The 22900-nt window shown below is 70.8% G+C and carries 17 protein-coding genes and 2 pseudogenes; 5 read left to right on the forward strand and 14 right to left on the reverse strand.

Annotated elements, in window-relative coordinates; genetic code table 11:
• Positions 1 to 12 precede the first annotated feature (12 nt).
• The 7 genes and pseudogenes from ASD48_RS12900 to tkt form a co-directional block, all read right to left on the reverse strand.
• Positions 13 to 606 (reverse strand): histidine phosphatase family protein, encoded by a 594-nt coding sequence (locus tag ASD48_RS12900; RefSeq protein ID WP_057601703.1) that lies wholly within the window; start codon positions 604 to 606, stop codon positions 13 to 15.
• An 8-nt stretch (positions 607 to 614) separates the two neighbouring features.
• Positions 615 to 1496 (reverse strand): phosphogluconate dehydrogenase (NAD(+)-dependent, decarboxylating), encoded by an 882-nt coding sequence (gnd, locus tag ASD48_RS12905; protein WP_057601704.1) that lies wholly within the window; start codon positions 1494 to 1496, stop codon positions 615 to 617.
• Between the two features lie 18 nt (positions 1497 to 1514).
• A pseudogene (gene pgi / locus ASD48_RS12910) lies at positions 1515 to 3136 on the reverse strand (glucose-6-phosphate isomerase).
• Positions 3129 to 4064: a glucose-6-phosphate dehydrogenase assembly protein OpcA gene (opcA, locus tag ASD48_RS12915; protein ID WP_057601705.1), complete on the reverse strand. Its 936-nt coding sequence runs from the start codon at positions 4062 to 4064 to the stop codon at positions 3129 to 3131. Before opcA ends, pgi begins: the two are co-directional and overlap by 8 nt.
• Positions 4061 to 5583, reverse strand: a pseudogene (gene zwf / locus ASD48_RS12920) (glucose-6-phosphate dehydrogenase). The gene opcA and the pseudogene zwf overlap by 4 nt, the downstream one beginning before the upstream one ends.
• A complete protein-coding gene (gene tal, locus ASD48_RS12925) occupies positions 5580 to 6725 on the reverse strand; it encodes a transaldolase (protein WP_057601706.1) in 1146 nt (381 codons plus the stop codon). Before tal ends, zwf begins: the two are co-directional and overlap by 4 nt.
• A gap of 19 nt (positions 6726 to 6744) precedes the next feature.
• Positions 6745 to 8820, reverse strand: coding sequence for a transketolase (gene tkt / locus ASD48_RS12930; RefSeq protein WP_057601707.1), 2076 nt, complete (start codon positions 8818 to 8820; stop codon positions 6745 to 6747).
• Between the two features lie 168 nt (positions 8821 to 8988).
• On the opposite strand from tkt, the gene ASD48_RS12935 reads away from it, so the two are divergent.
• Positions 8989 to 9891 (forward strand): AraC family transcriptional regulator, encoded by a 903-nt coding sequence (locus tag ASD48_RS12935; RefSeq protein ID WP_057601831.1) that lies wholly within the window; start codon positions 8989 to 8991, stop codon positions 9889 to 9891.
• Between the two features lie 78 nt (positions 9892 to 9969).
• Here ASD48_RS12935 and ASD48_RS12940 read toward each other — a convergent pair whose 3' ends face one another.
• The 5 genes from ASD48_RS12940 to ASD48_RS12960 all read right to left on the reverse strand — a co-directional run bounded on the left by ASD48_RS12940 (position 9970) and on the right by ASD48_RS12960 (position 15147).
• Entirely contained in the window at positions 9970 to 11361 is a 1392-nt protein-coding gene (locus ASD48_RS12940; protein WP_057601708.1) for a glycoside hydrolase family 16 protein, read from the reverse strand.
• A 172-nt stretch (positions 11362 to 11533) separates the two neighbouring features.
• Positions 11534 to 12790, reverse strand: a complete 1257-nt coding sequence (locus tag ASD48_RS12945) for an Ig-like domain-containing protein (protein WP_057601709.1) — start codon at positions 12788 to 12790, stop codon at positions 11534 to 11536.
• A 534-nt stretch (positions 12791 to 13324) separates the two neighbouring features.
• Complete coding sequence (locus ASD48_RS12950) at positions 13325 to 13771, reverse strand: GNAT family N-acetyltransferase (RefSeq protein WP_057601710.1); 447 nt, start codon at positions 13769 to 13771, stop codon at positions 13325 to 13327.
• Positions 13772 to 13923: 152 nt separating this feature from the next.
• Entirely contained in the window at positions 13924 to 14703 is a 780-nt protein-coding gene (locus tag ASD48_RS12955; RefSeq protein WP_057601711.1) for an IclR family transcriptional regulator, read from the reverse strand.
• A gap of 18 nt (positions 14704 to 14721) precedes the next feature.
• The gene (locus ASD48_RS12960; RefSeq protein WP_057601712.1) at positions 14722 to 15147 is read right to left on the reverse strand and encodes a MarR family transcriptional regulator; all 426 of its coding nucleotides are present in this window, start codon (positions 15145 to 15147) and stop codon (positions 14722 to 14724) included.
• Between the two features lie 231 nt (positions 15148 to 15378).
• Here ASD48_RS12960 and ASD48_RS12965 point away from each other — a divergent pair, with 231 nt between their 5' ends.
• From ASD48_RS12965 to ASD48_RS12980, 4 genes are read left to right on the forward strand one after another with little or no spacing between them, the layout of a single operon-like run.
• Positions 15379 to 16296: an SDR family oxidoreductase gene (locus tag ASD48_RS12965; RefSeq protein ID WP_057601832.1), complete on the forward strand. Its 918-nt coding sequence runs from the start codon at positions 15379 to 15381 to the stop codon at positions 16294 to 16296.
• A gap of 35 nt (positions 16297 to 16331) precedes the next feature.
• Positions 16332 to 17207, forward strand: coding sequence for an amidohydrolase family protein (locus tag ASD48_RS12970; protein ID WP_057601833.1), 876 nt, complete (start codon positions 16332 to 16334; stop codon positions 17205 to 17207).
• Between the two features lie 12 nt (positions 17208 to 17219).
• A complete protein-coding gene (locus ASD48_RS12975) occupies positions 17220 to 18725 on the forward strand; it encodes a long-chain fatty acid--CoA ligase (RefSeq protein ID WP_057601713.1) in 1506 nt (501 codons plus the stop codon).
• A 38-nt stretch (positions 18726 to 18763) separates the two neighbouring features.
• Complete coding sequence (locus tag ASD48_RS12980; RefSeq protein ID WP_057601714.1) at positions 18764 to 19219, forward strand: MaoC family dehydratase; 456 nt, start codon at positions 18764 to 18766, stop codon at positions 19217 to 19219.
• 121 nt (positions 19220 to 19340) lie between these two features.
• On the opposite strand, the gene ASD48_RS12985 is transcribed toward ASD48_RS12980, so the two are convergent.
• Both ASD48_RS12985 and ASD48_RS12990 read right to left on the reverse strand, forming a co-directional pair.
• Positions 19341 to 21008 carry a PHP domain-containing protein gene (locus ASD48_RS12985; RefSeq protein WP_057601715.1) on the reverse strand — a complete coding sequence of 556 codons (1668 nt, stop codon included), beginning with the start codon at positions 21006 to 21008 and terminating at the stop codon, positions 19341 to 19343.
• A gap of 40 nt (positions 21009 to 21048) precedes the next feature.
• Complete coding sequence (locus tag ASD48_RS12990; protein ID WP_057601716.1) at positions 21049 to 22887, reverse strand: LamG-like jellyroll fold domain-containing protein; 1839 nt, start codon at positions 22885 to 22887, stop codon at positions 21049 to 21051.
• Between the last annotated feature and the right edge of the window lie 13 nt (positions 22888 to 22900).

The raw sequence follows: 22900 nt of genomic DNA on the forward strand, positions 1-22900 counted from the left end.
GGTGTCAACCGGCTATGGCCGGATGTTCCATTCGGCGATCACGGGCCGTCCGTGCTCCGTCGACAGACGGCTGACCGTGCCCGTGGCCAGCTGGAACAACCGGCCCTCGGCGGGCGGGAGTCCCAGCCGGCGGGCGGTCAGGACGCGCAGGAAGTGTCCGTGTGCGACCAGCACGGCGTCCCCGCCGCAGTTCTGCAGAGCCGCGTCCACCCGGGCCAGCACCCGGTCGGCGCGCCGCCCGATCTCCTCGGGCGACTCGCCGGGGTGACCGTCCGGGCCGGGCGGCACGCCGTCCGTCCACAGGTCCCAGGCGGGGCGGGTGCGGTGTATCTCGACGGTGGTGATGCCCTCGTAGGCGCCGTAGTCCCATTCGTGCAGGTCGGGTTCGGGTACGGCTCCCGCGACGCCCGCGAGTTCGGCGGTGCGGACCGCGCGGTGCAGCGGGCTGGTCAGGGCGAGGCAGTAGGTCCGGCCGGAGAGAGCCGGAGCGAGTGACTTGGCCTGTTCCTCACCGCGTTCGGTGAGGGGCAGGTCGGTGAAGCCGGTGTGCTGTCCCGACACGCTCCACTCGGTCTCCCCGTGGCGGACCAGCAGCAGATCCCCCACGGCCGGGCCTACTTCTCCGCCGACTCGACGGCGTGGCCGCCGAACTGGTTGCGCAGCGCCGCGATCATCTTCATCTGCGGCGAGTCCTCCTGGCGGGAGGCGAACCGCGCGAAGAGGGACGCCGTGATGGCGGGCAGCGGCACGGCGTTGTCGATGGCGGCCTCGACCGTCCAGCGGCCCTCGCCGGAGTCCTCCGCGTAGCCGCGCAGCCGGTCGAGGTGCACGTCCTCGTCGAGGGCGTTGACGGCCAGGTCGAGCAGCCAGGACCGGATGACGGTCCCCTCCTGCCAGGACCGGAAGACCTCGCGCACGTTCTCCACGGAGTCCACCTTCTCCAGCAGCTCCCAGCCCTCGGCGTAGGCCTGCATCATGGCGTACTCGATGCCGTTGTGGACCATCTTCGAGAAGTGCCCGGCGCCCACCTTGCCCGCGTGGACGTAGCCGTAGGGGCCCTCCGGCTTGAGCGCGTCGAAGACCGGCTGCACCTTGGCGACGTGCGCGACGTCGCCGCCGACCATCAGGGCGTAGCCGTTCTGCAGGCCCCAGACGCCGCCGGACACACCGGCGTCGACGAAGCCGATGCCCTTGGCGCCGAGCTCCTTGGCGTGCTTCTCGTCGTCCGTCCAGCGGGAGTTGCCGCCGTCGACGACGGTGTCGCCGGACTGGAGCAGGCCGCCGAGCTCGTCGATGACGGACTGGGTGGCCTCGCCTGCCGGGACCATCACCCAGACGACGCGGGGCGCTTCGAGCTTGTCGACGAGTTCGGCGAGACCGCTGACGTCGGAGACCTCGGGGTTGCGGTCGTAGCCGATGACGGTGTGGCCGGCGCGGCGGATGCGCTCGCGCATGTTGCCGCCCATCTTGCCGAGACCGATCAGGCCCAGCTGCATCGATGTCATGTCAGTTCACTACTTCCTGAGTTCGCGGTAGGCGGCGACGAGAGCGGCGGTGGAGGGATCGAGGCCGGGCACCTCGGCACCCTCGGTGAGGGCGGGTTCGACACGCTTGGCGAGCACCTTGCCGAGCTCCACGCCCCACTGGTCGAAGGAGTCGATGTCCCACACGGCGCCCTGCACGAACACCTTGTGCTCGTAGAGGGCGATGAGCTGACCGAGCACCGACGGGGTCAGCTCCGGGCTGAGGATCGTGGTGGTGGGGTGGTTGCCCTGGAAGGTGCGGTGCGCCACCTGCTCCTCGGGCACCCCCTCGGACCGGACCTCGTCGGCGGTCTTGCCGAAGGCGAGGGCCTGCCCCTGCGCGAACAGGTTGGCCATCAACAGGTCGTGCTGTGCCTTGAGTTCGTCGCTCAGCTCGTCGAGGGGACGGGCGAAGCCGATCAGGTCGGCCGGGATCAGCTTCGTGCCCTGGTGGATCAACTGGTAGTAGGCGTGCTGTCCGTTGGTGCCCGGAGTGCCCCACACCACCGGCCCGGTCTGCCACCGCACGGGCCGGCCCTCGCGGTCCACCGACTTGCCGTTGGACTCCATGTCGAGCTGCTGGAGGTAGGCGGTGAACTTCGACAGGTAGTGGCTGTAGGGGAGTACGGCGTGCGACTGCGCGTCGTGGAAGTTGCCGTACCAGATGCCCAGCAGGCCCAGGATCAGCGGGGCGTTGGACTCGGCGGGCGCGGTGCGGAAGTGGTCGTCGACGATCCTGAACCCGTCGAGCAGCTCCCGGAAGCGGTCCGGGCCGATGGCGATCATCAGCGACAGGCCGATCGCCGAGTCGAAGGAGTAGCGACCGCCGACCCAGTCCCAGAACTCGAACATGTTGGCCGTGTCGATGCCGCGTTCGTGGACAGCGCGACGAAGTGCTTCGCCACGGCCTTCTCGTCACCGCCCAGCCCCTTCAGGAGCCAGCTGCGGGCCGAGGTGGCGTTGGTGATCGTCTCGATCGTGGTGAAGGTCTTGGAGGCGACGATGAACAGCGTCTCGGCCGGGTCCAGGTCGTGGACCGCCTCGTGGAGATCGGCGCCGTCGACGTTGGAGACGAACCGGAAGGTCAGCGAGCGGTCCGTGTAGGCCCGCAGCGCCTCGTAGGCCATCGCGGGCCCCAGGTCGGAGCCGCCGATGCCGATGTTGACGACATTGCGGATCCGGCGGCCGGTGTGACCGGTCCACTCGCCGGAGCGCACGCGCTCGGCGAAGCCGCTCATCCTGCCGAGCACGGCGTGCACCTGGGGGACGACGTTCTCGCCGTCCACCTCGACGACGGTGCCCGTGGGGGCCCGCAGCGCGGTGTGCAGGACCGCGCGGTCCTCGGTGATGTTGATCCTGTCGCCGCGGAACATGGCGTCGCGCAGCCCGAACACGTCGGTGGCGGCGGCGAGTTCGCGCAGCAGGGCGAGCGTCTCGTCGGTGACCAGGTTCTTGGAGAAGTCGATGCGCAGGTCGCCGACGCGCACCACGTACCGCTCCGCGCGCTCCGGGTCCGCCGCGAACAGCTCCCGCAGGTCCGTCTGCCACCGGGCACGGTGGTCCTTCAGCGCGGTCCACTCGGGCCGCTGGTCGAGCCGGGGGGTGTCAGACATGAGAGGGGGTCTCCTTGGTGCCCTCGCCGCGCAGGGCGACGGCGTACATCTCGTCCGCGTCGAGGCGCCTGAGCTCCTCGGCGATGAGTTCGGAGGTGGCGCGGACCTTCAGCGCCAGGGTGCGCGAGGGCTGGCCGGGCAGGGTGAGCGTGGCGAGCGGGCCCTCGGGGCGGTCGATGACGATCTCGCCCTTCTCGGTGCCGAGCCGGACGGCCGTGACGACCGGGCCCGCGGTGACGACCCGGTCGACCACGACGTTCAGCCGGGCCTCCAGCCAGCGCGCGAGCAGCTCGGCGCTCGGGTTGTCGGCCTCGCTCTCGACGGCCGCCGAGGTGATCGGCACCTGGGCCTGGTCCAGGGCCGCCGCGAGCATCGAGCGCCACGGGGTGAGCCGGGTCCAGGCGAGGTCGGTGTCGCCGGGCGCGTACGACTTCACGCGCGCCTCCAGGGCCGTCAGGGGCCGCTCGACGGCGTACATGTCGGTGATCCGGCGCTGCGCGAGGGCGCCCAGCGGGTCCTTGGCGGGGTGCACCGGCGCGTCCACCGGCCACCACACGACGACCGGCGCGTCCGGCAGCAGCAGCGGCAGGACGACGGAGTCGGCGTGGTCGGAGACCTCGCCGTAGGTCCGCAGGATGACCGTCTCGCCGGTGCCCGCGTCGGCGCCCACCCGTACCTCGGCGTCGAGACGGGCGTTGGTGCGGTCGCGCGGGCTGCGGGCGTGCCGCTTGATGACGACCAGGGTGCGCGAGGGGTGTTCGTGCGAGGCCTCCTCGGCCGCCTTGATCGAGTCGTAGGCGTTCTCCTCGTCCGTGACGATGACCATCGTCAGGACCATGCCCACGGCCGGTGTGCCGATGGCGCGGCGACCCCGCACCAACGCCTTGTTGATCTTGCTTGCCGTGGTGTCGGTCAGGTCGATCTTCATGGCCTGCGCCAGCTCCGTCCGTCTCGTGCGAGCATCTCGTCGGCTTCCTCGGGTCCCCAGCTTCCCGAGGCGTACTGCGCGGGCTTGCCGTGCCGTGCCCAGTACTCCTCGATCGGGTCGAGGATCTTCCAGGACTCTTCCACTTCCTGGTGGCGCGGGAACAGGTTGGCATCGCCGAGCAGCACGTCCAGGATGAGCCGCTCGTACGCCTCAGGGCTGGACTCGGTGAAGGACTCGCCGTACGCGAAGTCCATCGTGACGTCCCGGATCTCCATCGAGGTGCCCGGCACCTTGGAGCCGAACCGGACCGTGATGCCCTCGTCCGGCTGGACGCGGATCACGATGGCGTTCTGGCCGAGCTCCTCGGTCGCCGTGGAGTCGAAGGGGGAGTGGGGAGCGCGCTGGAAGACCACCGCGATCTCGGTGACCCGGCGGCCGAGGCGCTTGCCGGTGCGCAGGTAGAACGGCACGCCCGCCCAGCGGCGGTTGTCGACGTTCAGCTTCACGGCGGCGTAGGTGTCCGTCGTGGAGGCCGGGTCGATGCCGTCCTCCTCCAGGTAGCCGGGCACCTTCGCGCCGCCCTGCCAGGCGCCCGCGTACTGGCCCCGCACGGTGTGCCGGCCCAGCTCCTCGGGCAGCTTCACCGCCCTGAGCACCTTGAGCTTCTCGGTGAGCAGCGCGTTCGCGTCGAAGGCGGCGGGCTCCTCCATGGCCGTCAGGGCCATCAGCTGGAGCAGGTGGTTCTGGATGACGTCACGGGCGGCGCCGATGCCGTCGTAGTAGCCGGCCCGGCCGCCGATGCCGATGTCCTCGGCACGTACGACCGGTTCCAGATCGGCTCGAACATGGTGTTGGCGAAGCGCAGCGCCAGGATGTTCTGGACGGTCTCCTTGCCGAGGTAGTGGTCGATGCGGAAGACCTGGTCCGGCTCGAACACGTCGTGCACGACCGCGTTCAGTTCCTGCGCGCTGGCGAGGTCGTGCCCGAAGGGCTTCTCGATGACGGCCCGCCGCCAGGACCCCTCCGGCCCCTTCGCCAGCCCGTGCTTCTTGAGCTGCTCGACCACCTTGGGGAAGAACTTCGGCGGTACGGAGAGGTAGAAGGCGAAGTTGCCGCCCGTGCCGCGGGAGGAGTCCAGCTCCTCGACGGCGTCCCGCAGCTGCTTGAACGCCGTGTCGTCGTCGAAGTCGCCGGGGACGAACCGCATGCCCTCGGCGAGCTGCTGCCAGACCTCCTCGCGAAACGGTGTCCGGGAGTGCTCGCGCACCGCGTCGTGGACGACCTGCGCGAAGTCCTGGTCCTCCCAGTCGCGGCGGGCGAAGCCGACGAGCGAGAAGCCCGGCGGGAGCAGACCGCGGTTGGCGAGGTCGTAGACCGCCGGCATCAGCTTCTTGCGCGACAGGTCGCCGGTCACGCCGAAGATGACGAGGCCGGAGGGGCCCGCGATACGCGGCAGGCGCCGGTCGCGGGGGTCCCGCAGGGGGTTCTCCCAGGCCGCGTCGAGACTGCTGGTGCTCATTCCGCGTCAACTCCCTTGCTCATCAGCGACTTCGTGACCGCGTCCAGAAGGTCCTGCCACGCCACCGCGAACTTGGCGACACCCTCGTCCTCCAACCGGGTGACGACCTCGTCGTAGGAGATGCCGAGTGCCTCGACGGCGGCGAGGTCGGCACGCGCCTGGGCGTAGCCGCCGGTGACCGTGTCACCGGTGATGTCGCCGTGGTCGGCGGTGGCGTTCAGCGTGGCCTCGGGCATGGTGTTGACCGTGCCCGGTGCGACCAGTTCGTCCACATACAGCGTGTCCTTGTATGCAGGATCCTTCACACCGGTGGATGCCCACAGCGGACGCTGCTTGTTCGCCCCGGCGCCGCTGAGCGCGGTCCAGCGGTCACCCGCGAAGACCTCCTCGTACGCCGCGTAGGCCAGCCGCGCGTTGGCGAGGGCCGCCCTTCCCTTCAGCGCGAGGGCCGCGTCGGTGCCGAGCACGGTGAGCCGCTTGTCGATCTCGGCGTCGACACGGGAGACGAAGAAGGAGGCCACCGAGTGGATCGTTGACAGGTCCAGGCCCCTGGCGGCGGCCTTCTCCAGGCCCGCCAGATAGGCGTCGATGACCTCGCGGTAGCGCTCCAGCGAGAAGATCAGCGTGACGTTGACGCTGATGCCGAGGCCGATGACCTCGGTGATCGCGGGGAGGCCCGCCCGGGTCGCCGGGATCTTGATCATGACGTTGGGGCGGTCGACGAGCCAGGCGAGCTGCTTGGCCTCGGCGATGGTGGCGGCGGTGTGATGGGCCAGACGGGGGTCGACCTCGATGGAGACCCGGCCGTCACGGCCACCCGTCGCCGTGTATACGGAATGCAGGATATCGGCTGCCGACCGCACGTCGGCCGTCGTCATCATCCGAACGGCCTCGTCCACCGTGACGCCCCGCACCGCCAGGTCGGCGAGCTGCTCCTCGTAGCCTTCGCCGGAGCCGATCGCGGCCTGGAAGATGGACGGGTTGGTGGTGACGCCGACGACGTTCCTCGTCCCGACGAGTTCGGCGAGGTTGCCGGAGGCGATCCGCTTGCGCGACAGGTCGTCCAGCCAGATGGAGACGCCCTCGTTCGACAGGCGCTCCAGCGCTCCCGCGGTCGCGGTTGCTTCGGTCACTTCGATCATCTTCTTTCTGGCGGTCGGATCAACCACGCGCGGCGGAGAGGGATTCCCGGGCCGCGGCGGCCACGTTCTCGGCGGTGAAGCCGTACTCGGCGAACAGGGTCTTCGCGTCGGCGGAGGCGCCGAAGTGTTCGAGGGAGACGATGCGTCCGGCGTCCCCCACGAAGCGGTGCCAGGTGAGGCCGATGCCCGCCTCGACCGCGACGCGGGCCTTCACCGACGGCGGCAGGACGTGGTCGCGGTACTCACGCGGCTGCTCCTCGAACCACTCCACGGACGGCATCGACACCACCCGGACGCCGATGCCCTCGGCCTCCAGCGCCTCGCGCGCGGCGACGGCCAGCTGCACCTCGGAGCCGGTGGCGACGAGGACGACCTCGGGGGTCGCGGTCGAGGACTCCACCAGGACGTAACCGCCCTTCGCCGCGTCCGGGTCCGGCGCGTACGTCGGTACGCCCTGACGGGTGAGGGCCAGGCCGTGCGGGGCGGGCCGGGTGGCGTGCCGCCTCAGGATCTCGGCCCAGGCGATCGCCGTCTCGTTGGCGTCGGCCGGGCGGACGACGTTCAGGCCCGGGATGGCGCGCAGCGAGGCCAGGTGCTCCACCGGCTGGTGGGTGGGGCCGTCCTCGCCGAGGCCGACGGAGTCGTGCGTCCACACGTACGTCACCGGCAGCTGCATGAGAGCCGACATCCGGACGGCGTTGCGCATGTAGTCGGAGAACACCAGGAACGTGCCGCCGTAGATGCGGGTGTTGCCGTGCAGCGCGATGCCGTTCATCGCCGCGGCCATCGAGAACTCACGGATACCGAAGTGGACCGTACGGCCGTACGGGCTCGCCTCGGGCAGGGGGTTGCCCTCGGGGAGGAAGGAGGAGGTCTTGTCGATGGTGGTGTTGTTGGAACCCGCCAGGTCGGCGGAGCCGCCCCACAGCTCGGGCAGGACCGCGCCGAGCGACTGGAGCACCTTGCCGGAGGCGGCGCGGGTGGCGACCGGCTTGCCGGGCTCGAACACCGGCAGCGCGTCCTCCCAGCCCTCGGGCAGCTGACCCGCGAGGACCCGGTCGAACAACTGCGCGCGCCCGGGGTCGGCGCCGCGCCACTTCTCCAGCTGCTTGTCCCAGGCCGCGTGGGCCTCGGCGCCCCTGTCGAGGGCGGTACGGGTGTGCGCGAGGACCTCGTCGGAGACCTCGAAGCTGCGCTCCGGGTCGAAGCCGAGGAGACGCTTGGTGGCGGCGACCTCCTCCGCGCCGAGGGCCGAGCCGTGGGAGGCCTCGGTGTTGCGGGCGTTCGGCGCGGGCCAGGCGATGATCGTGCGCAGCGAGATGATCGAGGGGCGCCCGGTCTCGGCCTGCGCCGCCTTCAGGGCCGCGTACAGGGCGGGGACGTCGACGTCGCCGTCCTCGGTGGGCTCCACGCGCTGCGTGTGCCAGCCGTAGGCCTCGTACCGCTTCAGCACGTCCTCGGAGAAGGCGGTGGCGGTGTCGCCCTCGATGGAGATGTGGTTGTCGTCGTAGACGAAGACGAGGTTGCCGAGCTTCTGGTGGCCGGCGAGCGAGGAGGCCTCGGCGGAGACGCCCTCCTCCAGGTCGCCGTCGGAGACGATGCCCCAGACGGTGTGGTCGAAGGGCGACTCGCCCTGCGGGGCGTCCGGGTCGAACAGGCCGCGCTCGTAGCGGGCGGCCATCGCCATGCCGACGGCGTTGGCGACACCCTGGCCGAGCGGTCCGGTGGTGGTCTCGACGCCCGCGGTGTGCCCGTACTCGGGATGACCGGGTGTCTTCGAGCCGTGCGTACGGAAGCTCTTGAGGTCCGCCAGCTCCAGCTCGTAGCCGGAGAGGAAGAGCTGGGTGTAGAGGGTCAGCGAGGTGTGGCCGGGGGACAGGACGAAGCGGTCACGGCCCGTCCACTCGGGATCCGCCGGGTCGTGTCGCATCACCTTCTGAAAGATCGTGTACGCGACCGGGGCCAGGCTCATGGCCGTTCCGGGGTGTCCGTTGCCCACCTGCTGCACGGCATCCGCCGCCAGAAGGCGTGCGGTGTCGACGGCACGCCGGTCAAGTCCGGTCCACTCGAAGTTGTTCGGTGTCTGCGTGCTCATCTTCAAGAAATCCTCGATAGGAGCGGGTCATCGGCTCTGTTGCGTTCAAACCTAAAAGTCTGACTTTTACGAAGGAAGGTCTCCCTGTGTCAGCCTGTGGTGAAAGTGGGACACCCGTCGGCGACACATGAGCGCCCCGGGGCGGCAACTGGGCGGCACGAGATGGACATGGTGGACACAAGTACCCAAGACGGCGCCGGTGAGGGCATCAGAACCTTTCCCTTTCCCGTCGAACTCAGCGTCGGCGGCGTCGGTATGCAGGTGGGCCCCATGGGCACCGGTCGCACGTGGCACACCGACGCCCCGCTGGACCGTGTGCACCGCATCGACTTCCACGTGGTGATGCTCTTCGACGACGGTCCGGTCCGCCACATGATCGACTTCGCCGAGCACGAGGCGAGGGCCGGTGACGTGCTGTGGATCCGCCCGGGCCAGGTCCACCGCTTCTCGAAGTCGAGCGGGTACCGCGGAACGGTCCTGACCATGCAGCCCGGTTTCCTGCCGCGTGCCACCGTGGAGGCCGCCGGCCTGTACCGCTACGATCTGCCGCCGCTGCTGCACCCGGACGAGCGGCAGCTCGCGGGCCTGCGCGCGGCGCTGACGTATCTGCGCGGCGAGTACGACGACGGCGGTGCCGGCGGCACACTGCCCCTGAGTCTGCACACGGCGGTGCTGCGACACGCCCTCACCGCGTTCCTGCTGCGGCTGGCACACCTCGCGGCGAGCAGCGCGGAGGCGGCGCGCGGCCGAGCCGACACCACGTTCACGCTGTTCCGGGACGCCGTGGAGCGGGACTTCGCCACCAACCACAGCGTCAGCGCCTATGCCGACGCGCTCGGTTACTCCCGCCGTACCCTCGTGCGCGCGGTCCGCGCCGCCACCGGCGAGACACCCAAGGGTTTCATCGACAAGCGGGTCGTCCTGGAGGCGAAGCGGCTCCTGGCCCACACGGACCTGCCGATCGGCCGGGTCGGTGCGGCGGTGGGCTTCCCCGACCCGGCGAACTTCTCCAAGTTCTTCCAACTGCACACGGGAAGCACCCCGGTGGCCTTTCGCGCGGAACTGCGCTGAGGCGACCGGGGTGTGTTCGCGCCGCCGCGTCGGACCCGGGCGGGGATGTCCCGGCGCCCGGCGTCGCGCGGCCGTCGGTCAGTGGCCGAACGTCAGCCAGTTGACGTTCACGAAGTCCGCCGGCTGGCCGCTGGTGAAGGTCAGATAGACGTCGTGGGTGCCGGTGACGGAGCTGATGTTCGCCGGGATCGTGCGCCACGACTGCCAGCCGCCGGTGTTGGCCACCGCGAAGCTGCCGACGGGGGTGGCGGTACGGCTGTCGAGGCGTACCTCGACCAGTCCGCTGACCCCGCCGGCCGCGCCGCTGGCGACCCGCGCGCTGAACTGGGTCGCCGCCGTGGAGCCGAAGGTGACGCCCTTGTAGAGCGCGTAGTCGCCGTTCGCGAGGGAGCCGATGTTCTGGCCGCCGCCCGTGTCGGTGGTCGTCTCGGTGATCGTGCCGGAGTGGCTGTCGTACGACTCGGCCTGGATCGTCGCGTAGGCGTCGCGGCTGCCGGACGGCGGGGGCGTGGTACCGCTCCCACCGCCCGCGGCCTGGAGCACCTGCACGTAGTCGACCACCATCGGGTGGCCCGGCTGGGTGTCGCCGTCCAGACCGCCGCCGAAGGCGTCCGGGAAGCCGCCGCCCATCGCGACGTTCAGGATCACGAAGTACCCGTGGTTCGTGGCGTTGGTCCACGTCGTCGCGTCGACCTGGTTCGCCGTGACGGTGTGGTAGTTGACGCCGTCCACGTAGAACCGGATCGCCTCGGGGCTCACCGAGCGGTCCCATTCCATGCTGTAGGTGTGGAAGCCGGACTGGCAGGTGGTGTTCGGACACGCGACGGAGTTGCCGATGCCGGTGGTCTCGTTGCACGGGCCGCCGGGGTTGGTGCCGCAGTGCATCGTCGACCAGACCTTGTTCAGGCCCTGGACGTTCTCCATGATGTCCAGCTCGCCGACGCCCGGCCAGTTCTGGTAGTTGCCGCGGTAGGGCGAGCCGAGCGCCCAGAAGGCGGGCCAGTAGCCCTCGGCGGCGGTGCCGGTCACGTTCGGCATCTGGATGCGGGCCTCCACCCGCAGCTTGCCGCCGGACGGGGGCTGGAAGTCGGTGCGGTTGGTCTCGATGCGGCCCGAGGTCCAGCGGCCCGCGGAGTCGCGCAGCGGGGTGATCCGCAGGTTGCCGTTGCCGTCGAGCGAGACGTTGGCGGTGCTGTTGGTCATCGTCTCGACCTCGCCGGTGCCCCAGTTGGCGGGCCCGCCCGGGTACGAGGTCCCGGTGCTGTACTGCCAGTTGGAGGTGTTGACCCCGGTGCCGGCGGCACCGGTGAAGTCGTCGAGGAAGACCTGCGTCCAGCCGGACGGGGGCGTGGGCGCGGAGGCGTTCGCGGGCAGGGTGACGGCCGCCGCGGCGGCGGCCGCCAGGCCGAGGGTGCTGAGCACGGCGACGAGTGCGCGTCGCCGTCGGGGGATGCCGGAGGTTGCACTCATGGGGGGGGGTGCCTCTCGGGTACGGAGTGATGGGCGCGGGTGACTTCGAGAGCGCTTGAGAGCGCTCTCAAAGTGGGCCCAATGTGCTCTCCGTCCCAGAGGCCGTCAAGACTTAAAGCAAGGAAAGTCCTTTCGTGGCAAGGAAGTTCACGGGTTGAACCACGCAAACGTGCTAAAGCGCGCTGCCCGCCGTCCAGTCCGCCCAGGAGAGGTTCCAGCCGTTGAGTCCGTTGGCCGCGTCGACGGTCTTCTCGCCGGAGTTCTTGACGATCACCACGTCGCCGAGCATCGAACTCGCGTAGAACTCGTAGCCGGCGACGGAGCTGTCGTTCGCGCCCTTGGCGTCGTGCAGGCCGACGCACCCGTGGCTGGTGTTCCGGCTGCCGAAGATCGAGGCCGAGGCCCAGTAGTTGCCGTGGACGAAGGTGCCGGAGGTGGTCAGGCGCTGGGCGTGCGGGACGTCGGAGATGTCGTACTCGTCGCCGAGGCCGACGGTGGAGGACTCCATCCGGGTCTGCTTGAAGCGCTCGCTGATCACCATGATCCCGGACCAGGTGGTGTGGTCGGCGTCGCCGCCGGAGACGGGGTAGGTGGCCAGGGTCGCGCCGTCCCGCTCGACCGTCATCTTCTTGCTGGACAGGTCGACGGTGCTGATCTGTGCGCGGCCGATGTGGAAGGTGACGTCCTTCGACTGCATACCGTATACGCCATCCGATCCTTCGACGTCCTTCAACCGCAGACCGAGGGTGATCGTCGTCCCGGCCGCCCAGTAGGTCTTCGGCCGGAAGTCCAGCCGGGTGGCGCTGAACCAGTGCCCGACGATCTCCACGGCCGGCTCCGCGGTCACGGTGATCGCCCTCTCCACGGCGGCCTTGTCGGACACGGCGTGCGAGAAGTTGATCGACACGGGCATGCCCACGCCGGAGGTCGAGTTCGCCTCGGGGGTGAAGTAGCCGACGAAGGTCTCGCCCGGGGACTTGGTGGTGAAGGTGGCGGTCTGCGCGGCGGCGCCCTCCGCCTGGGCGGTGACCGTGTACTTGGTCCCGGAGTACGGGTGGGCCGTGGACGTCCACGTGGTCCCGGCCTCGTCGAGGGAGCCCGCGAGCGTCGAGCCGTCGTTGCCCGTGACCGTCACGGAGGCGAGCGTGCCGTCGGTCACGGTGACCTCGACGGGGCTGGTGAAGGCCGCCTTCCTGGTGCCGTCGGCGGGGGTGACCGTGATCACCGGCTGTTCGGCGGCCGGCGAGGCCTTCGTGGACACCGAGCCCGACGTCCCGGTCCCGGTCGTGTTCTCCGAGGCGTCCGCCGACCCGGAACTGCACCCGGTCAGCGCGACGGCCGGGACGGCCCCGAGGACGCCCAGGATCGCGCGCCGGGACCAGCCCTCCGGCTGCTGTTCGGACCGGTTCGATATGTGCGAGACGCCCACGGCACGCCTTCCTGAGTTGTCCACCTTTGCGGGTGCATCCTGCGCCTCGTAGATGGGGCGATCCTTTGAATCACCGGGTCGCAGCCTGAGATTCCTGTGAGGACGGCCTGAGAGACGCCGGCGCCCGCCGGGGTGACACGGGCGCCCACCGGGGCGACGCGCCAGGAACTCGCCCGGCAGTACCGATCCTGGGGCGAGGCGCCGGATCGCCGGAGGGGGAAGACGTGAGGGCCGGTTCGTAGCGAGGGTTCGTTCGTAGAGGGAGGAGAGGGGGGACGGGAAGTGGACCGGTGCGGCTCGCCGTGGGGGTGGTGCGGGGGAGGGGGCCGATCGCCCCGTCCGCGCATGGCGCCCGCGTCCGCGCATGGCGACGGCGTCCGCGCCTGGCGCCCGCGGCAAGGCTTCGTGATCACGCCTGGCTCGCGGCGGTGCCTGGCCCCCCGTCCAAGCCCGGCCCCGACCCTTTGCCGTCCCCCCGTCCCCGTCCCCCGTCTCTCGTCCACCTCCCCGTCCCCGTTCCCGGCCCCGGGGGCCCTACGCGAGCGGGTAGTCGTAGCGGATGAACCCGTTGAAGGCCGCCACCTTGTCGTAGAGGGCGCGGGCCGAGGTGTTGTCCTCCTGAGTGGACCAGTACAGCCGGGCGGCGCCCCGCTCCCGGGCCGCCTCGGCCACGCGCTCGATCAGCGCCCGTGCCACCCCCCTGCCGCGCACGGCCTCGTCGACGTAGAGATCCTGCAGGTAGCAGCTGTCCGCCAGCCAGGCCGAGGCGTGGAACAGGTAGTGGGCGATGCCCACCAGCCGTCCCTCCGCCCGGGCGCCGACGGCGTGCACCTCGCTGCCGTCCCGCAGGCGTCGCCACATCTCCTCGTAGCCGTCGTCGGGCACCTCGGTGCGGTAGAAGGCCTTGTAGCCGCGCGCCAGCACTTCCCACGCGGCGCGGTCCTCCGGGCCCAGTGGGCCTATCTCCGTCGTCTCCGTCATGGTGGGGCATTCTCGCCGGGGACCTCCGGGGCGCCAACCGGGTTTCGGGTGTGCGCCGTGGACGCACGCCCGTATCCCGACCGCCGACCCCGGTCCGCCCGGCACCCGGCCGACCCGGCCCTCGCGAGCGGGCGTCGGCGGGGTGCGGCGACTCAGCCGGGCCGGCCGTCCGGCTGCCAGCCCAGGGCCCGGGAGATCCCGCGTGCCGCGAGACGTACGGCCGGTGCCAGTACCGGTACCTGCGCGTCGGCGTGCGGGACGACGACCGACACGGCGGCGGCCACCGCACCGCCCGGGCCGCGCACCGGGGCGGCCACCGACAGGGCGTCGTCGGTGACCTGACGGCTGCTCACCGCGACTCCGGAGCGCCGGACTTCGGCCAGTACCCGGCGCAACCGCGCGGGATCGGTGATGGTGTGGGCGGTGTAGGAGGCCAACGGCCCCGCGCAGTACTCCTCCTGGAGTGCGAAGTCGCTGTGCGCCAGCAGTGCGAGCCCCACGCCGGTCACGTGCAGCGGCCAGCGGGCGCCCACCCGGATGTGCACCCCGACCGCCGAACGCCCCGACAGCCACTCGGTGTAGACGACCTCGGACCCGTCCCGCACCGCCAACTGCACGTTCTCGTGCGTGGCTTCGTACAGGTCCTCCAGGAACGGCAGCGCGACCTGCCGAAGTGCCAGGCCGCGCGGCGCCAGTGCCGCCACCTCCCACAGCCGCAGCCCCACGTGGTACACGCCGGACGGGTCCCGCTCCAGGGCGCCCCACTCGGTCAGAGCGCTCACCAGCCGGTGCGCGGTGGTGAGGGTCAGACCGGCACGGCGGCTGATGTCGGTCAGGGTGAGCGCGGGGTGGGTGTGGTCGAACGCGGCGAGCACGGCCAGCAGTCGGCCGGGCGCGGAGCGGGCGGTCACGGCGGGATCGCCCCGGTCCATCGGGTGCTCCTCACGGCATCAGGCCAGCCCGTCCTCGGCGATCCGCCGCAGCAGGGAGTGCAGGGTCTCGCGGTCGGCCGGGCCGAGCGGGTCCAGCAGTTCGTTCGTCACCCGCAGGCCCGCCTCGTCGGTGCCGCGCAGGAAGGAGCGGCCGTCCTCGGTGAGCACGACGATCCGGCTGCGGCGGTCGTCCGGTGCCGGGCGGCGCTCGGCGAAGCCCAGTTTCTCCAGGTCGTCGACCAGGCCGACGATCGCGCTGGGGTCGTAGCCGAGCCGCGCGCTCAGCTCCCGCTGAAGGGCGCCCTCGGAGGTGGCGAGGAAGCGCAGCACCGCGTAGTGCCGCAGCCGCACCCCCGACTCCTGGAGGAACGTGTTGAACAGCTGACCCGAGCGCAGTCCCAGGCGGTACAGCAGATAGCCCGTGTCCGCGTGCAGCCCGCGCATCCACGGCTCGTCCGCGTCGATGGGGGCGGCGTTGCTTGCGTTGTCCTGGCGGGCGATGGCGGGCTCCCTGGGCTCGGTCCCCTTCCGGGGTGGTTCTGCGTACAGATTCCAGCATGACGCACCCATAGGACTACAACAACTATTGACGTCAACAATTATTGCTCTTAGCTTCGATCTCGTAGTCAGCACCCCGCACAGCACCGTGCGCACCCCATGGGAAGGGACACCGTCGTGCCCAGCATCGATCTCACCGGCAAGGTCGCCGTCGTCACCGGCAGCGGCCGGGGCCTCGGCCTCGCCTACGCCCATGCCCTGGCCGCCCGCGGCGCGTCCGTGGTCGTCAACGACGTCGACGAGGCCGTGGCCGAGCAGGCCGTGAAGTCCCTCGTCGCGGCCGGCGGCCGGGCGGTCGCCGAAGTGGTCCCGGTCGGTACGACGGAGGCGGCGGACCGGCTGGTGAACCGTGCCGTGGAGGAGTTCGGCCGGCTCGACGTCCTGGTCACCAACGCGGGCATCCTGCGCGACAAGGTGCTGTGGAAGATGACCGACGACGACTTCGACGCGGTGATCGCCACCCACCTCAAGGGCACCTTCACCTGCGCCCGCGCCGCCGCCGTACGGATGCGCGAGCAGGGGGAGGGCGGCACGCTGATCCTCGTCGGCTCCCCGGCCGGCCAGCGCGGCAACTTCGGTCAGACGAACTACGCCGCCGCCAAGGCCGGCATCGCCGCCTTCGCCCGCACCTGGTCCATGGAGCTGGGCCGCGCGGGCATCACCGTCAACGCGATCGTCCCGGTCGCCGCGACCGCGATGACCGAGACCATCCCCGCCTTCGCCCCCTACGTCGAGGCCCTGAAGAACGGCGAGCCGTTCCCGGACTTCCTGCGCAAGGGCGAGGGCTTCGGCACCCCCGAGGACTGTGCGGCGCTGGTGCCCTTCCTGGCCTCCGAGGCCGCCCGGGGCATCACCGGCCAGGCCATCGGCATCGGCGGCGACAAGGTGGCACTCTGGTCGCATCCGCAGGAGATCCGCGCGGCCTACGCCGACGGCGGCTGGACGCCCGAGAGCCTGGCCGACGTCTTCCCCGCCTCGGTCGGCGCCGAGCTCCAGACGGTCGGCATCCCGGCCCCCTCGTTCCCGGAGGCGTGATGAGCCCCTCCACGACCCCCGCCGCGAACCCCGCCATGAACGTCGGCGAACTGGTCGCGATCGACGTCCACACCCACGCCGAGGTGTCGTCCAAGGGCCACTCCTCGCTGGACGACGACCTGCACGACGCCTCCTCCGCCTACTTCAAGGTCGAGGGCAAGCGGAAGCCCACCCTGGAGGAGACGGCCCGCTACTACCGTGAGCGGAGGATGGCCGCCGTGATCTTCACGGTGGACGCCGAGTCCGCGACGGGCACGGCGCCGGTCCCGAACGAGGAGGTCGCCGAGGCCGCCGCCGCCAACGCCGACGTCCTCATCCCCTTCGCCTCCATCGACCCCTTCCGGGGGAGGGCGGGCGTGAAGCAGGCCCGGCGCCTGGTCGAGGAGTACGGGGTGAAGGGCTTCAAGTTCCACCCCAGCATCCAGGGCTTCTTCCCCAACGACCGCTCGGTGGCGTACGACCTGTACGAGGTGATCGAGGAGACGGGGACCATCGCCCTGTTCCACACCGGTCAGACGGGCATCGGCGCCGGAGTCCCGGGCGGCGGCGGGATCAGGCTCAAGTACTCCAACCCGCTGCACGTGGACGACGTGGCGGCCGACTTCCCGCACCTCAAGATCATCCTGGCGCATCCGTCCTTCCCCTGGCAGGACGAGGCCCTCGCCGTCGCCACCCACAAGCCGGGCGTGCACATCGACCTGTCCGGCTGGTCGCCGAAGTACTTCCCGCCGCAGCTGGTGCAGTACGCCAACACGCTGCTGAAGGACAAGGTCCTCTTCGGCTCCGACTTCCCCGTCCTCACCCCCGACCGCTGGCTCGCCGACTTCGACAAGCTGACGATCAAGGACGAGGTGAAGCCGAAGATCCTCAAGGAGAACGCCGCCCGTCTGCTCGGGCTGACCACACCGTAAGGGGCGTGGAAGATGCGCAACGAGGGACTGGGGTCGTGGCCCGCACGCCGGGCCCGCAAGACCCCGCACCGCACCGCGCTGGTCCACGGTGAGCAGTCGACGGACTATCGCACACTGTATTCACGCACCACCCGCCTGGCCCACGCCCTGCGTGCCCGGGGTGTGCGGCGCGGCGACCGCATCGCCTACCTCGGCCCGAACCACCCCTCCTACCTGGAGACGCTGTTCGCCGCCGGCACCCTCGGCGCGGTGTTCGTCCCCCTCAACACCCGCCTCGCGGGCCCCGAGATCGCCTACCAGCTCGCCGACTCCGGTGCCAAGGCGCTCGTCTACGGCCCCTCGCACGCCGGCCTGGTCGCCGGCCTGCCCGGGAACTCGGACGTCCGGACGTACCTGGAGGTCGGCGCCGAGTACGAGGGGGAGCTCGCGGCCGCCTCCGACGAACCGGTCGACACGCCGGTCACCCCCGACGACACCTGCATCATCATGTACACCTCTGGCACGACCGGCCGGCCCAAGGGCGCCATGCTCACGCACGGCAACCTCACCTGGAACGCGGTCAACGTCCTCGTCGACACCGATCTGACCGCCGACGAACGCGCCCTGGTCTCCGCGCCGTTGTTCCACACGGCCGGGCTGAACATGCTGACCCTGCCGGTGCTGCTCAAGGGCGGCCGCTGCGTCCTGGTCGAGGCCTTCGACCCGGAGGCCACCTTCGGCCTGATCGAGCGGCACCGGATCACCTTCATGTTCGGGGTGCCGACGATGTTCGAACAGATCGCCCGGCACCCGCGCTGGGCGGACGCGGACCTGTCCAGTCTGCGGATCCTGACCTGCGGCGGCTCCCCGGTGCCGACGCCGCTGATCGCCGCCTACCAGGAACGCGGACTCACCTTCCTCCAGGGCTACGGCATGACCGAGGCGTCCCCCGGCACGCTGTTCCTGGACGCCGAGCACGCGGTCAGCAAGGCGGGCTCGGCCGGCGTCCCGCACTTCTTCAGCGACGTAAGGGTCCTGCGCCCCGACCTCACACCCGTCGAGGCCGGCGAGACCGGCGAGGTCGTCGTCCGCGGGCCGCACGTCATGCCCGGCTACTGGGGGCTGCCCGAGGAGACCGCCGCCTCCTTCGCCGACGGCTGGTTCCGCAGCGGGGACGCGGCCCGGGTCGACGAAGACGGTTACGTGCACATCGTCGACCGCATCAAGGACATGATCATCTCCGGCGGGGAGAACATCTACCCCGCCGAGATCGAGGACCTGCTCCTCGCCCATCCCGACATCGTGGAGTGCGCGGTCATCGGGGTGTCCGACGACAAGTGGGGCGAGGTGCCGCGCGCGGTCGTCGTGCCCCGCGAGGGCGTCTCGCTCGACCCCGACGAGGTGCTGGCCTCGCTGTCCGGGCGGCTCGCCAAGTACAAGATCCCCAAGTCGGTGGTGGTGGCGGACGAACTCCCGCGCACCGCCTCGGGAAAGCTCCTGAAATCCCGGGTGCGCTCCCGCTTCGGCACCGAATCCTGAACGACTCCCCCTGTGAACTCTCCTGTGAGGAACGGAATATGAGCATCACCGCCAACGGTCTCGACGAGCTGAAGAAGCTGGCCGGCAGCGACCTGGGCACCAGCGAGTGGATCGAGGTCACCCAGGAGCGCATCGACACGTTCGCGGACGCGACCGGGGACCACCAGTGGATCCACGTGGATCCCGAGCGGGCGGCCGCCGGGCCCTTCGGAGCGCCGATCGCCCACGGGTACCTGACGCTCTCCCTGTTCATCCCGCTCTTCACCGAGCTGCTGGACGTCCAGGGCGTCACGACCAAGGTCAACTACGGGCTGAACAAGGTGCGTTTCCCCTCGCCGGTCAAGGTCGGCTCGCGGATCCGCCTGGTGGGCAAGCTGACCGAGGTCGCGGACGTGCCGGGCGGGGTGCAGATCACCGTGGACGGGGCGATCGAGATCGAGGGCGGCGCGAAGCCCGCGGCGGTGCTGCAGAGCCTGTCGCGCTTCTACGCGTAGGGCACCGCGAAGGCGGCGCCGTCGGCTCCGTGAAGGCGGTGCCGTCAGGGATTGACGTGGTGGGGAACTGCGGGACCGCTGTGCCGGTCGCGCAGTTCCCCACGCCCCTTCCAGGGCCGCGTCAGCCGACCACGTCCACGAAGATCGGGTTGGCGTAGAACCAGGTGTCGGCCCACGGGTCGCCGTTGCCCGGCTCGTGGGGGATCGGGCCGTGCGGGTCCACGGAAGCACCCAGGTAACCGGTTCCGTTGCGGTTGCCGTCGCTGCCCCGCAGCCGGAGGTAGCAGGACTCGTCGCCCACCGCGACCGGGACGCGCAGGGTGTAGGTCCCCTTGCGGCCGCTCACGTCCGTCGTGCTGACCACCTTCGTGTCCGGAGCCCGCCAGGTGTCGCGGTCGGACACCGCGCCGCGCACCGCGCCCCGGATCACGTCCACGTGTGCCAACTGCGGCAGGGTCCCCTGGGGGTTGGGGCGGGACGCACTGGTGACGGTGATCTCCAGGATGAGCTTCTCGCCCTTGCGCACCCGGAGCCGGCCGCCGAGCGTGACGCCCCGACCGCCACGGTGCTCCCGCCGCAGCCGGACCTCCAGGCCGTCGAGCAGATGCCCGTGGTCGAGCCAGACCCGGCCCTCGCGCAGGCCCGTCATCACCGCGCGGTAGCCGTAGCGGGTCACGCCGACGTGGGTGCGGCTGAACTGACCCGGCCAGAAGTCGCTGCCTGCCTGCGGGGTGGCGGTGTTCACCGGCTCGGGGAGCCTGCCGGTGTTGTCGAAGTTCTGTCCGGCGGGCCAGTCACCGTTCTTCCAGGTGTCGAAGACGGTCCGGTGGTTGTCGGAGTTGGTGGTGACCGAGAACAGCCTGCCCTCGGCCAGCAACGAGTCCCACAGGCCGCCGACGGTCGCGGTGGCCCAGTCGAAGCCGCCGTAGGTGAGGTAGGCGTCCGCCGGGTAGCCCGCCCAGGACTGGGCGGACGGCTTGTTCTCGTACTCACCGCGGACGGACGTGGCACCGCGCCGGCCGGGGATCGCGGCGCCCTGGGCGCCCGGCGCGCCCTCCATGCCGATCACGATCTCGGGCGCCGCGTCGCGCCAGGCCCGCAGCTCGTGCGGGGAGTCGATGCCGAGGCGCAGCGGGTGGTTGGCGAGGACGAGGACGTCGTCGACGTAGCCGCTGCGGCGCTGCTCGGCCAGCCACTTGATCGCCCTGACGGCGTGCGCCTCGTTGCGCGCGGTGTCCGTCGCGCCGGCGGCTCCCTCGGTGTAGCCCAGCAGCTTGCCGTCGTAGGCGAGCTCGAAGCGCGTGAGCAGGTCGACCTCGTGCGGGCCGGGGGTGGCGAACACCGTGCAGTGCTCGGCGGCCGGGATGTACCACTCCAGCCCCTGGAAGATCAGCTGGCGCGGGTTCGCGGCGCGGGCCTCGAGGATCTCCTTGTGCTCCAGTGCGGCCCCGTAGGAGGCGTGCCCGAAGTTGGAGTGCTCGTTGAAGACCATCCAGTCGAGGCCGTACCGGGCGGCAGCCCCTGCCTGCTGGGCGAAGGTGTACTTCGCGTCGTGGCTGTAGACGGAGTGGACGTGGTGGTCGCCCACCAGGTAGGCGAGACGCGGGTCCTCACCGCCGTGGCCCCGGCCGGCGGCGGCGACGGCCGGGGTGGCGGCCCCGCCGAGGGCGAACGCGGCGCCGAACAGGCCGGCGCGGCGCAGAAGTCCGCGCCTCGACACGCCTTGGGCGTCGAGAGCGGCGGGCGAGACGGACGGATCGGCCCAGGCGGGCAGCTGCTGCTCGGTCACGGTGATCCTCGTACAGAAGGTCGGTGGTTCATGAGGGAGGTCAGTGGTTCATGAAGGAGGTGACGGGCAGCGCCCGCGCGACGATCCGGACGTCGCCGAGGCGGCCGTGCAGGATCTGGTCGATCTGTCCGCCGTACTCGTAGCCGCCGAGCAGCCACGGCAGCCCGAGGGACGTGACGCCGACGGCCGCCGCCTTCGGATTGCGCACCGCCGGGCAGCCCTCGACGTACAGCGTGGTGTGCCGGCCGTCGTTGACGACCGCGAGGTGCCACCAGGTCTCCAGCGGAGTCTCCTGACCCCAGTTGGTGGCGATGCCCTCCTGGTTCAGCGGACGCATGGCCCACTGCGGTTCCCGGTCGTCGGACAGGGAGAGGGTGGCGAGCGGCTCGTCGGGGTCGTCGCCGGTCCTGCCCGCGGCGCCGCCTGTCCCGGTCCTGCTCACCAGCCCCGACCAGGCGTGGTGCGACGGGTCCCAGTCGGCCGGGAGACGGTAGAACGCCTCGATGGTGTAACCGGTCCTGAAGGTAGCCGAGTTGAGCGGGGCGCCGTCGACCGTGCGCAGGTAGGCGCCCCTCAGCGGGGACTTGTAGCCCCGGAACTCCAGGCTGCCGTGGCCGGGTTGGTCACGATGGTGGTCGGAGGACCAGGTCAGGGCACCGCCGGCCACCGTGACGAGGGCGAGGTCGTTGCCGTGCCCGGACAGGTCACGGACGGTGCCGCCGACCGCGGTGCCGTCCTCGTGGCCGTCGAACCGCCAGTAGGCGACCGTGTCGCGCACCAGCACCTTCGACACCGGACGGGCAGGGCGCGCGGGCACCGGATCGAAGCCCGCGAAGCGCTCGGCGAAGTCGATGCCGACCGTGAACCGGTCGGCGTCTGAGCTCAGTTCGATCTCCTGCCGCTCCAGCTCGTTGAGCCCCTTCGCGGCCCGGCCGAGGATCCAGGGCGAAACCGTCTCCACGTCGATGACGTTCCGGTCGAGGTCGAAGCGGTAGAGGCGGATCATCGCGGCGCCGCCGAAGTACCGGTTCTGATAGTTCGTCAGATGCAACTCGACATCATGCCCCGCCGCGTTTCTGCGCGTCGCCCGACCGGCGGGCCAGTAGTGCCCGTTGAGGGTGAGGAAGATCTGGTCGTGGTCCTCGATCAGCCGGTCCCACAGCTGCTGTCCGTACGCCGACAGGGAGTCGTCCCCGGCGACCAGCTCGTGCGTGGTCAGCACGACCGGCGTCCTCGGGTGCCGGGCGAGGACACCGGCCGCCCAGGCGTACCCCTCCTCCGACAGGCGCCAGTCCAGCGCCAGCACCATCCACTCCCGGCCGCCCGCCCGGAACAGGTGGAAGGTGTTGTAGCCGTCGGGGGAGGCCCCGCCGAACATGGGCTTCCCCCGGAAGCGCTGCGGGCCGAAGGCGTCCAGGTACGGGGTCGCGCCGCGCTGGTCGGTCGTCGAGGACCGCACGTCGTGGTTGCCGGCCAGCACGCTGTAGCCGATCCCGCGCCGGTCGAGCAGCCCGAACGCCTCGCTGATCGCGGCGACTTCGTCCTTCGCCCCGTTCTGGGTGAGGTCGCCGAGGTGCGACAGGAACACGAGGTTCTCGTGCTTGCCCTGGTCGAGGAGGTAGCGCAAGGACGCCTCGACCGGCGCGCTGTCGATGCTCGGGCCGTCGAAGAGGTACTGCGTGTCGGGCATGACGGCGAGCGTGAATCGGCGGCTCTCCGGGTCCGGGCGCCACTGGGCGGAGGCCGCCTCGGCGGTGGCCGGCAGCGCGAGTCCGGCCGTGGCGGCCGCGCCGAGCAGCGCGGTGGCCCGGAGGAAACCGCGTCTTCCGGCACCGGCCCGCGCGGCCTCGCCCTGTTCCTGGGCATGCGAAGTGCACACGTGTGCTCCGTAC

It is taken from the genome of Streptomyces sp. Root1310 (assembly GCF_001426425.1).
In the GTDB taxonomy this organism is placed as follows: Bacteria; Actinomycetota; Actinomycetes; order Streptomycetales; family Streptomycetaceae; genus Streptomyces.